Here is an 11,699-nt window from a genome sequence, read left to right on the forward strand (position 1 = left end):
TCACCAGCCCATCGGCCGCGCTCGTGTCCCAGCTCTGGCTGGCCGACAGGGTCAGGCCGCTGCCCAGCGTGATGGTCTGGCCGGCGAGTGCCGAGCCGAAGCGGATGGTCGGCGTACCGCCGAGCGCCGCCGCGATGGCCAGCGCCTCGCGCAGGCCGACGCCGTCGGTGACGTCGACGGTGGCGCCGTCGCCGGTCGCCGTGACCGTCACGACGTCGCTGGTCACCGTGGTCGTGGCGCTGGCGCTGCCGTTGGTGTTGGTCAGCGTCACCGTCAGGGTGACCGTACCGGCCGGCGTGTCGTTCTCGTAGGTGAGGGCGCTCAGCAGGGCGTTGACCCTTGCCGCGGTGGCGTTCGCGGTGAAGGTGACGGTGAGCACGCCGCCGCTGACGCTGTAGGTGGCGAAGTCGGTGCCGCCCTCCGACAGGGTGCCGCTGGCGGCGGTGCCGGTGGCGGTGATGGTGGAGCCGGCGAAGCCGAAGCGGTCGGCCGTCCAGGCGCCGTTGGCCGTCGAGCCGGTGGCCGAGCGCTGCACGGTCAACGTGCCGCCGCTCCAGCCCGCCCCGCCGTCGTTCGCCGTGGCGTCGCCGGACTGGTCGATGCGCACCGGCGTGCCGGGGATCAGGGCCACGCTGTCGCCGGACAGATTCGCGATGCTCGGCGACCCCTGGGCGATGAACAAAACGTCGGAGCCGACCTTGGTCGCGGTGAAGCCGCTGACCGTGGTGTTCGGCACGGTGACCGACGAATCGATCGAGCTGAAGTCGGTGGCGTCGACGTCGATCTGCAGCGTGGCGCCGGCGCCGGTCCCGGTGATCCGGATGTTTGCGGCGGTCGGCGTGCTGCTCAGCGCGCCGTTCGCGACGTGGATGGTGTCGCCTCCGGAGAGGTCGGTGATGACGCCGTCGGTCAGGTTGAGCGCGGTGTCCTTGAAGACATCCTGGCCGGCGCCGCCGGTGAAGGTGTCGTTGCCCGCCCCGCCGCCCAGCGTGTCGTCGCCATCGCCGCCGTCGAGGCTGTCGTCGTTGCTGCCACCGTTCAGGCTGTCGTTGCCGGCCCCGCCTTCGAGGGTGTCGTTGCCGACGCCACCGGTCAGGCTGTCGTTGCCGGCGCCGCCGAGGATGCTGTCGTGGCCGGAGGAGCCGTCGATGTTGTCGTCGCCGTCGCCGCCGTCGATGGTGTCGTTGCCCGTGCCGCCGTTGATGGTGTCGTTGCCCGCCCCGCCGTGGATGGAGTCGTTGCCGCCCCCGCCGGAGATGGAATCGTTGCCCGCGCCGCCTAGGATGGTGTCGGCGCCGTCGGAGCCGATCAGCGTCATGTCACCCGCCGTCACCGCGCTGGCGTCGATGAGGTTCTGACCATCGGCGTTGACGTCGCCGGACAGGTTGATGGTGCGGAAGCCGGCGCTGTGGAAGTCGTTGCCGACGGTGATGCTGATCGGGCTGGCCGTCGAGTTGGTGGTGATGCTCTCGACGCCGATGATCCGGGTTGCGAAGCTGTCGGCGGCGGCGATGGTGAAACCGGAGCTGCCCAACCGGATGGCGTCGTTGCCGGCGCCGCCGTCGATGCTGTCGACCAGGATGTTGTTGAAAAACAGGTCGGAGGTGGCGGCGTAACTGAACGTGTCGTTGCCGCCGCCGCCGCTCAGGCTGTCGGCGTAGGCGCTGCCGGTGATGCTGTCGTTGCCGGCGCCACCGATGATCGTCACGCTGCCGCCCGCCGCCGACATGTTGACGACGTTGTTGCCCGACGTGATGGTGTCGCCGGACAGGTCGATGGTGCGGATGCCGGCGGTGTAGGCGTCGGCGTTGAGCGTGAGGGATTGGGCGGAGGAGGAGGCGATCGCGGCGATCCGCTGGATGCCGGACGCACGCCCGAAGCTGACCCCGCCGCCCACCGTCAGGCCGACCGAGCCGCCGATCAGCAGGGTGTTGGTGCCGGCCCCGCCGACGATGCTGTCGTACAGATCGGTGCTGGAGGCGAGGTCGCCCTTGCCGTTGCCGGTGTAGTCGAAGGTGTCGTCGCCGTCGCCGCCGATCAGCGTGTCGGGGCCGCCGCCACCGATCAGCGTGTCGTTGCCGGCGCCGCCGTCGATGTAGTCGGTGTTGCCGCCGGCGACGGTGCTGTTGAGCGTGCCGCCGATCAGGCTGTCGTCGCCGTCGCCGCCCAGGATGCTGTCGTTGCCCGCCCCGCCGTCGATGGTGTCGTTGCCGGCCCCGCCGTCGATGGTGTCGGCGCCGCTGCCGCCGGTGATGGAATCGTCGCCGCTGGTGCCGGTGATGGTCGCCCCGCCGGCGTAGCTGCTGGCCAGCGTGCCGGTGTCGCCAGCGCTGCGGCCCATGCCGCCGGCGTTCAACGTCGCCCCGCTGGCCGTCAGCGTTCGGCCGGCCAGCGTCAGCGTGCCGCCCGTGCCGTTCAGGGTGCCGATGGTCTCGTTGTTCGTCGCCAACCGCAGCGTGCCGCCGCTCACCGCCACCGCCGCCGTGTCGGCGATGGCCGACCCGCCGGTCAGCACCAGCTCGCCCGCCGTCAGCGTCGTCGTGCCGGTGTAAGAGTTGCTCCCCGAGAGGGTCAGCGTGCCCGCCCCCTCCTTGGTCAGCCCGCCGGCCCCGGTCATCCGGTTCGACAGGGTGATCGCCGTGCCGGTCGTGTTGGTCACCGTCAGCGTGGCGCCGCTGGGAAGCGTTGTCGTCGAGCTGGCGCCGGCGATCGTCAGCCCATCGGCCGCGCTGGTGTCCCAGCTCTGGCTGCCCGACAGGGCCAGGTTGCTGGTCAGCGTGATCGTCTGGCCGGCCAGCGCCGCGTCGAAGCGGATGGTCAGGGTGCCGCCCTGCGTCACGGCGATGGCCTGCGCCTCGCGCAGGGACACCGCGTTGCGGTCGCTGTCGTCGGCGGTGTCGGCGGTGCTGTTCACCTGGATGACGTCGGCGGTGACGGTGACCGTGGCGGTCGTGCTGTCGGTCCCGTCGTTCAGCGTGACCTCGACGGGCATGTTGCCCGCCGGGCTGTCGGTGCGGAAGGTGATGCGCCGCATCACGTCCTGGACCAGCGTCGTGTCCGGCGTGGTGCCGGTCCCGGTGAAGCTGATGGTCAGCACGCCGCCGGTGGTCGAGACGGTCGCGAAGGTGCTGCCGCCGGCCTGCAGCTCGTTGCCGTTGACGGTGAAGAGGGCGGCCGCGCTGGCGATGGTGCCGGTGTCGAAATCGAAGACGTCGGTCGTCACCGCCGTGCCCGACCGCTTCACGGTCACGGAGGCACCGGTCCAATCGCCGGCGTTCTCGGCGTCGGCGACGGTGAGGTCGAATCCGGAGTCCAGCCGCACCGCCGACCCGACGCCGGCCCAGGGCGTCTGGTCGGTGTCGAGGCCGGTGAGCGTGGGCGCCGTGTTGGCGCCCAGCGTGTGCGCGTAGCCGCCGAGCCGCGCGGTGTCGAGCGCGCCGGACTCGGCGACCGCGCCGACCGACGTCTCCAGTTCCCAGTCGCCGCCGACGACCCGCCCGCCCGTGCGGTCGCTGGAGGCCGCCACGTCGGCCCCGGTCGCCGAGGACAGCGCCTGGAGAAGCTCCACCCCCTGTCCCTGGGCCGTCACCCGGCAACCGTAGAGGAGCAGGTCGCCGTCCGCCGTCAGCGCCCGGCCCCACAGGGCCAGCCGCTCCGCCTGGGCGGCCACGCCGGCGGCGTCCAGCCGGGTCGAGCCGATGTCCACCGCGCCGACCGCGCCATGGCCGACGATGCTGATCGCGTCATAGCCGGTGCGGCCCTGCGCCCAGGCGGCGACCTGCCCGATGCCGTCGCGGGACGGATCGAGCAGGACGATCTCCGTTCCCGGACGCACGCCGTCGATCACCGCCAGCAGGTCCGGCACGTTGGCGTTGATGAAGACGGCTTCCTTGCGCCCGCCGGCCTGGGCGGGGTCGGCCTCGCGGATCACCTGCGGCCCGGCGGCGGGCGGCGGCACCGAGGCGGCGGCGTCGAGCAGGGCGTGGTCCGCCGCTCCGCGATCGGACGGTTCGGCGTGGGTCGAGTCAGTCGGGGCGGTGGGCTCGGTGTGGGCGGGGTCGGCCGCCGTGGCGGCGCCTGCGGCATCGTACATAAAGCGAGGTTCCAGGGCGATGATCGCCTTGATGGAATTCGACTTTCGGTTGTTGCGCTTCGTGCGCTTTCCCGACGCGCCCTTGTGCGACCCGAAATTATCCCGCATTTCCCCTGTCCCGCCTTATGGGCTACCTAATTAGTATACCCTGATAATAACCTATGTTAATAACGACAATTCCCATAAATTTCTTCATTCCGGTGCAATTGTTTCGCTGGGACGCCTCCCATCCGTCGATTCCACCAGAGGGTGAGGCGGATGCGGTCAAGGCAGCGGCGCGCGGGATTCAGGGAATGATCGGTTTGCCGGTTGCCGTCGCCTTGCGGTAAGAAAGGGCTTGGTCGGCAATTCGCCAAGTGAGCCTCCTCCGAATCGGTGGACACCTTTGTTAAGTTCCCGCGTAACCCGGTGTCCGCTGCTTCAGGGGAAGCTCAGGGGGCGGGGATGATGGGCAGCGCGTGGTCTCGAAGCCTTTCCGAACGGGCGCTCAGCGTTCCGGCGCGGGATCGGCGGCGGCCCCCGCCGTGAACAGAGCGACCAGATGCTCGATCACCGCGCGCACCCGCGGCACGTCGCGCAGGTCCGGGTGCAGCACCAGCCACGCCTCGCGCTCCAGCGGCGGGGCGGCGCAGGGCACGGGCAGCAGGTCCGGCTCCTCCGCCGCCAGCCAGACGGGCAGCAGCGCGACCCCGAACCCCGCCTTCGCCGCGGCGAGCTGGGTCTGCAGGCTGTTGGAGCGGAAGGCGACGCGGCGCCCGGCCCTGTGGCGGGCCAGCCAGACCGCCTCCGGCAGGTCGGCCAGCGCCTCGTCGTAGCCGATCACCGTGTCGGGGGCCCCGGCGGCGGTGAACAGGCCGTAGCCCATGGTGGCGAGCCGCCGCGCGATCAGGTCGCCGCGCTGCGGCCGGGCGAGCCGGATGGCGATGTCGGCCTCCCGCCGCGCGAGGCTGAGCGAGCGGTTGTCCACCGTCACTTCCAGGTCGATTCCCGGATGGCGGGCGCGGAACGGCCCCAGCCGCGGCATCAGGAAACGGTCGGCCAAAGCCTGGGTGGCGGTCAGCCGGACGGTGCCGGTCAACCCGGCCTCCCGCCCGCCCTGGCTCGACACCTGGCGCAGGATGGCCAGCGCCCGCTCGTCCATCCCGTCGGCCAGCGCGAAGACCGCCTCGCCGTCGGCGGTCAGGCTGTAACCGTCGGCCCGCCGGTCCACCAGACTGCGGCCCAGCCCCTCCTCCAGCGCGGCGACCCGGCGCCCGACCGTCGCGTGGCTGATCCGCAGCGCGCGCGCCGCCGCCGACAGGCTGCCGGTGCGGGCCAGCTCCAGAAAGATCCGCAGATCGTCCCAGTTCAGGGTGCCCGTCGGCTTCGGGGTGCCTGTCTGTTTATGAACAGTCATTGCGCAAACCTATCGAATGTCCGGCCAAAAGCACACAGGGCACACTGCCCCCCGACCCTTCCCTTTCCCGGAGCCGCAACCATCATGAGCGCCACCCCGAAGACCCTGCTCGCCCTCGCCGGAGCCCCCGCCACGCCGAGCCCGCTCGACTCCGCGGCGCTGGTGCTGATCGACGCCCAGCGCGAATACACCGAGGGCGCCCTTCCCCTGGTCGGGGTGGAGGCCGCGGTGGCCGAGGCCGCGCGCCTGCTGGAACGGGCGCGCAAGGCCGGCACCCCGGTCTTCCACATCGTCCACCACGGCAAGCCCGGCGGCGCCCTGTTCAACCCGGAAGGCCCGCTGTCCGGCATCGTCGCCCCGCTGATCCCGCTGGACGGCGAGACGGTGGTGGTGAAGCATCTGCCCAACGCCTTCGCCGGGACGGACCTCGACGCCCTGATCCGCGCCACCGGGCGCAAAGAGCTGATCGTCGCCGGCTTCCAGACCCACATGTGCGTCAGCAGCACGGTGCGCGCCGCTCTCGACCTCGGCTGGCGGACCACGGTCGTGGACGCGGCCAGCGCCACCCGCGACCTTCCCGACGGGGCCGGCGGCGTGATCCCGGCCGAGGCGCTGCACCGCGCCAACCTCGCCGCCCTGGCCGACCGCTTCGCCGTGGTCGTCAAGGACAGCCGCGCCTGGGGATAAGGGAATCGGGCGGTGGGCGGCGGGCGGCTGGCGCGTGTAATGGCGGGTCCTGCCACACGGGCTCCTGCCATACGGCCCGCACCGCCGCCCGCAGGGCCAGGAGCGCCGGCTCCCCCTCCTTGTCCAGCGGCAGGATCAGATGGAGGTGGCTGCGCAGGGCCTCGCCGGGCCACAGCGCCAGCTCCCCCGTTGCCGCCGCCGCCAACGCCTGCTCCTCGCGCAGCAGGGCAAGGCCCAGCCCCTCCACCACCAGCCCCTTCAGGGCGCTTTCCTGATCGACCTCGATGATCGTGCCGGGGGCGACGCCGTTCCGGGCGAAGGCCCGCGCGGCGATCAGGTGGAAGCTGCAGCGCGGCGGCGTGCCGACCCAGGGCAGAGCGGCCAGATCGCTCCAGCCCGCCCCGTCCAGCCGGTCCCGCCACGCCGCCGGCCCGACGACACGCAGCCGCACCGGCGCCACCGGCAGATGGCGCAGCGCCCGGTCGGGCCGTTCCTCCAGAACGAAGCCGGCGTCCAGGCGCCCGTCCTGCACCCGGTCCGCCACGTCGGCGGACAGGTGGTGCGACACCCGCAGGCGCAGCCGGGGGTGCGCGGCCAGCAGGGTGGACAGCAGCGTTCCCAGCCGCAACGACGCCGGATCGCTGGCGATGCCCAGGGCGAGCGGCCCGGCGGCGTCGCCCTGCAGGCCGCGGGCGCGGTTGAGCAACGTCTTGGCGGCGTCGAGCGTGCGCTCCGCCTCCTCCAGCAGGATCAGCCCCGCGCGGGTCAACTGCATGCCCTTGGCCGTGCGTTCGAACAGCACGGTGCCAAGCTCCTCCTCCAGCAGCTTGATGTGGCCGCTGACCGCCGGCTGGCTGAGCAGCAGGATCTGCGCGCTTCGGGTCAGGCTGCCCTCGCGCGCCACGGTCGCGAAGGTCTTCAGATGATGCAGCTCCATGAGCGCTCCGCCGTCCGGCTTGCCCTCCCCCGGCACGGTCGCCGGGACACGCATCATACGACACCGCAAATTCCATTGCACAAGATTCAGTCATTTCGCCGCGTTAATAATATTTTACAGTCAACAGAAACAATCAATGAACCGAACATACCAAGTATTTATGCAAACTTCCGGCGTCGATTCATCTCCATCATTGTTTGACCGTACATTCGTATGGATCGGCCAACCCATCAATTTTGGCGATACTGAGGCTCGGAATTATTTATTGGACAGGGATCGGGGCTTCGACTGAATTCTCTATCAGATCACTGCGTAAATATATTCAAACAACATGCAGGATCGGTGCTTCACACGGACGCCTTCCCAGCGGAGGCCGCCACCACGAGCGAGTTCCCAATGTCAGACCCTGCCGGCCAACGCCCGCCAACCCAAACATCCACCACCCAAACATCCGCCGCCCGGACCAACTCCGGGCCTCCGGCCATCCCGGAAACGCCGCTCGCCGACGCCCTGCTGGCGGCGGCCGGGAGCACCCGGGCGTCCTTCCACGCGCTTCCGGTCAGCCGGCGCGGCTCCATCCGGGAGTCGGCCTTCGCCGATGCCTACGACGCGCTGTTCGGGCGCGGCCTGTTCAGCGAGGCGACGATCACCGCCCCGCCGCTCGACAGCTTCTTCTTCCCGCACCGCTCGCTGGCCCGCGCGGAGGAGCTGACGGCGCTCGCCTTCGGGGCGACGGGCACGCTGTTCGTCACCGCCGGGACGACCACCGCCAACCTGATCGCGCTGGAAGCCCTGATCACCCGCCCCGACGTCCGGGTGCTGGCCGACAAGGGCACCCACCAGTCGATCCATTTCGCCCTGTCCGACAAGCACGCGGCGGTCGACTACATCGAGCCGCGCGTCTTCTGCGAGCATTCCGAACGCGCCGCCCTGTTCCTGCCCGTCCTTCTGGAGCAGGCCGCCGCGGCGGAGCGCGCGGGCGCGCCCTACGAGCTTCTGGTGCTGAACGGCCAGTCCTACGACGGCGTCGTCTACGACATCCGGGCCATCCTCACCGCCCTGGCGGAGGCCAGCCCGTCGCTGACCACCGTCTTCGTGGACGAGGCGTGGGGCGCCTGGAGCTATTTCCACGAGGCGACGCGTGGCCGCACCGCCCTGCACGCCCGCGCCGCCGACCCGGCGCTGGAGCGCTTCACCGTCGTCGCCACCCATTCCGCCCACAAGTCGCTGAGCGCGCTGCGCCAGGGCTCGCTGATCCATTTCAGCGGCGATCCGGAGCTGGCGGAGCGGCTGCGGCTCGGCCGCTACCGCCACCACACCACCTCGCCCAGCTACCCGATCCTCGCCTCGCTCGACCTTGCCCGCGCCCAGATGGAGCTGGAGGGGCGGGACCTGGTCGAACGTTCCCTGCGGCTCGCCCGGCGGGTGAGCGAGACGGTGGCCGGCGATCCGGCGCTGAGCGCCTTCTCGGTCAACGCCCCGGCGGTGCCGGACGCCTTCGCCGGCCACGCCGCCATCGACCCGACCAAGCTGTCGCTGAAGGTGTCCGGCCTGCCCATCGAGGCGCCGGAACTGCGCGAGCGGCTGTACAGCCGGCACGGCCTCTATGTGAACCGCTGCACCCGGACCTCGCTGCTGCTGAACCTTCACATCGGCATCGGCGACGAGGAAGTGGCGGCCCTGCTCGACGCCCTGCGCGCGATCCAGCGCGAGCTGTCGCCCGCCGGGGAGAGGCCCGAGGAGAAGCGGGTGTCCACCTCCTTCATCATCCCCTACCCGCCGGGCGTGCCGATCATCGTCCCCGGCGAGGAGATCGGCGGCGACACGCTGCGCCGGATCGAGGCGATCCGGTCCGCCGGCGCCCGCATCTACACCATCGAACACCGCCCACGCTGAGAGACGACCATGATTCCCCTGTCCCGAATCGAGGAAATCGCCGCCTCGCGCGCCGATCTGGCGGCCATCGTCGCCGGTTCCGAAACCCTGAGCTGGCGCCAGTACGCCGACGCCGTGCGCGACGCGGCGGAAGGGCTGGCCGGCGCCGTCGCGCTGGACGAGCTGCGCACCGTCGCCTTCCTGTCGCACAACCGCGCGGAGCTGGTGGTCGCCGCCTCCGCCGCCGCCACGCTGAAGACGACGCTGTGCGGCCTCGACTATTCCCTGTCGCCGGCCGCCCTGGCGGAGTTGCTGGAGCGCATTGAGGCCGACCTGCTGATCGTCTCCTCCGGCTTCCTGGCCGATCGCGGCATCAACGTCCGCACGCTGGCGGCGGGACGCGCGGTGGTCGATCTCGACAGCCGGCTGCCCGGCGCCACCCCCTACGCCGCCTTCGCCGGGCTGGCCGCCGGGCGGCGGACGCCGAACGCCCCGGCCCGGCCGTTCCGCGCCATCTCCTTCACGTCCGGCACGTCCGGCACGCCGAAACCGGTGATCCGCACCGCCTCCTTCGACGCGCGGCGCTTCGCCTACTTCACGGCACGCTACGGCTTCTCCTCCGCCGACCGGCACCTCGCCACCATCCCGCTCTACCACGCGGCGGGCGGCGGCTGGGCGCGGCTGTTCCTCCAGCTCGGCGCGACGCTGGTGCTGGCCCCGCCCGACGATCCGCTGGAAACCGCCGAACTGATCCGCCGGGAGTGGATCACCTCCAGCACCATGACGCCGCCGATCCTGTCCGGCGTGCTGCGCGAGGTCGCCCGCGGCCGGGCGCGCGTCACGCCCAACCAGCTCCGCTTCGTCCTGGTCGGTGGCAAGCATTTCCCCGCCCCGGCCAAGCAGGAGGCGCTCCAGGTGCTGGGGCCGGTCATCCACGAGTATTACGGCACCACCGAGACCGGCGTGAACACCATCGCCGAGCCGGCGGACCTGCTGACCCACCCGGCCAGCGTCGGGCGCGTCTATGACGGCAACCGCATCCTGATCCTCGACCCGGAGCGCAAGCCGGTGCCGGCGGGAATCGTCGGGTCGGTGGCCATCGCCAGCTACATGAACATGGACACCTATCTGGGCGCCCCGGCCAACCGGGTGCAGATCGACGGGGAGCGCTACCTGATCACGTCGGAGGCCGGCTATCTGGACGAGGACGGGCGGCTCTACCTGCTCAACCGCTCGCAGGGGGCGGACAGCGTGAACCTCTACGCGCTGGAGAACGCCATCCGCCACATCCGCGGGGTGGAGGACGTGGCGCTGCTGCGCCGGGCCGGGGCCGGGCCGGTGGCGGTGGATTGCGCGGTGGTGCTGAAGGCGTCCGCCGGGGCCGGAGCCGCCGACGAGGTGCGGACCCGCGCCGCCGAGATCCTGCGGCGCGAGCGGATCGCCCTGGCGCGCTTCGAACCGCTCGACCAGATTCCCTACAGCCCGTCCGGCAAGGTCCGCGCGGCGGCGCTGGAGGAGGCCATCGGCCGCGCCGGGGAGGAGGCCGCCAAGTCCGGTTTGGGCAAGCCGGTGGCCGGCAAAACGGCCATTGCCGCGAAGGCGCGGACCGGCGGCACGGTGGACGGCGTGCTGCTGGGCATCGCGCTGCTGGCGCTGACCGCCATCTCCTGGGGCGGCATGTTCCCGGTGGCCAAGGCGGCGTTGGCGAGCATCGACGGCTTCTACCTGACCCTGCTGCGCTACGGCTTCGCCTCGCTGATCCTGATCGGCATCCTGGTCCGGGTGGAGGGCTGGCGGGCACTGGCGACGGAGGGCCACGGCGGGAAGCTGTTCTTCTACGGTTCCATGGGCTTCGCCGGTTTCAGCATCCTGGCCTTCGTCGGGCTGGCGCAGTCCAAGGCGGAGCATGGCGCGATCATCATGGCGCTGATGCCGCTGATCACCGCGCTGCTGACCTGGGCCATCAAGGGGGTGCGCCCGAACCGGGTGACCTTCCTGTGCATCGCGGCGGCGCTGGCCGGGGTGGCGCTGGTGGTGACGCGCGGCAGCCTGTCGGCGCTGGACGGCGGCGCGCTGCTGCCCGACCTGCTGATCCTGGGCGGGGCGGCGAGCTGGGTCGTCTACACGCTGGGCGCGGCCACGGTGCCGGGCTGGTCGCCGCTGCGCTACACGACGGTCAGCGCGGCGCTCGGCACCGTCACCATCGCCGCCGTGACGGCGCTGGCCACCGCGGCGGGGGTCGTCGCCGTGCCGTCGCTGGAGACGGTGTGGTCGGTGCGGGCGGAGATCGCCTATCTGGTGCTGATCGCGGCGGTTCTGGCGGTGTTCAGCTGGAACATCGGGATCAAGCTGCTGGGGCCGGTGAACGGGGTGCTGTTCATCAACCTCGTGCCGATCACCGCCTTCGCCATCGGGCTGGTCCAGGGGCGAGCGTTCGGGGACGTCGAGCTGGCTGGTGCCGGCCTGACCATCGGCGCGCTGATCGTGAACAACCTGAACAGCCGCGGTCTCTTCCGCTTCCGCCGGACGGAGCGGGCGGTGGGTGGCGGTGCACTGACGCCGGTGGCGGTCGGTGCCGGCACCCGGTAGGTCCTTGCCCCCACCCTGACCCTCCCCCGCTTCGCAGGGGAGGGAATTGAGGCTCCCTCTCCTGCGAAGCTCTCGCGCAAACCAAAGGTTTGCGCTGACGCGGCAGGCGGACCTTCGGTCCG

6 protein-coding genes are annotated in these 11,699 nt (G+C 71.2%); 3 read left to right on the top strand and 3 right to left on the bottom strand.

The genetic code is table 11. The annotated features are described in order from the left end of the window. Together DXK32_RS33570 and DXK32_RS30650 are read right to left on the bottom strand one after the other, a co-directional pair. A partial coding sequence (locus DXK32_RS33570; protein WP_162801426.1) for a DUF4347 domain-containing protein occupies positions 1-4,093 on the bottom strand: 4,093 nt, incomplete at its 3' end. A 487-nt stretch (positions 4,094-4,580) separates the two neighbouring features. Beyond that, the gene (locus DXK32_RS30650; RefSeq protein ID WP_114861960.1) at positions 4,581-5,489 is read right to left on the bottom strand and encodes a LysR family transcriptional regulator; all 909 of its coding nucleotides are present in this window, start codon (positions 5,487-5,489) and stop codon (positions 4,581-4,583) included. A gap of 84 nt (positions 5,490-5,573) precedes the next feature. Between DXK32_RS30650 and DXK32_RS30655 the strand changes: the two genes are divergently transcribed. Beyond that, positions 5,574-6,176, top strand: coding sequence for a cysteine hydrolase family protein (locus DXK32_RS30655; RefSeq protein WP_114861961.1), 603 nt, complete (start codon positions 5,574-5,576; stop codon positions 6,174-6,176). On the opposite strand, the gene DXK32_RS30660 is transcribed toward DXK32_RS30655, so the two are convergent. After that, positions 6,151-7,170, bottom strand: a complete 1,020-nt coding sequence (locus tag DXK32_RS30660) for a LysR family transcriptional regulator (protein ID WP_247877422.1) — start codon at positions 7,168-7,170, stop codon at positions 6,151-6,153. The two genes, DXK32_RS30655 and DXK32_RS30660, sit on opposite strands and share 26 nt — an antisense overlap. A gap of 339 nt (positions 7,171-7,509) precedes the next feature. On the opposite strand from DXK32_RS30660, the gene DXK32_RS30665 reads away from it, so the two are divergent. Both DXK32_RS30665 and DXK32_RS30670 read left to right on the top strand, forming a co-directional pair. Beyond that, positions 7,510-9,009 carry an amino acid decarboxylase gene (locus tag DXK32_RS30665; RefSeq protein WP_114861962.1) on the top strand — a complete coding sequence of 500 codons (1,500 nt, stop codon included), beginning with the start codon at positions 7,510-7,512 and terminating at the stop codon, positions 9,007-9,009. A gap of 9 nt (positions 9,010-9,018) precedes the next feature. Next, positions 9,019-11,577 (top strand): AMP-binding protein, encoded by a 2,559-nt coding sequence (locus DXK32_RS30670; RefSeq protein WP_114861963.1) that lies wholly within the window; start codon positions 9,019-9,021, stop codon positions 11,575-11,577. Positions 11,578-11,699: the final 122 nt, after the last annotated feature.

Source organism: Azospirillum brasilense, from assembly GCF_003349955.1.
In the GTDB taxonomy this organism is placed as follows: Bacteria; Pseudomonadota; Alphaproteobacteria; order Azospirillales; family Azospirillaceae; genus Azospirillum; species Azospirillum brasilense_B.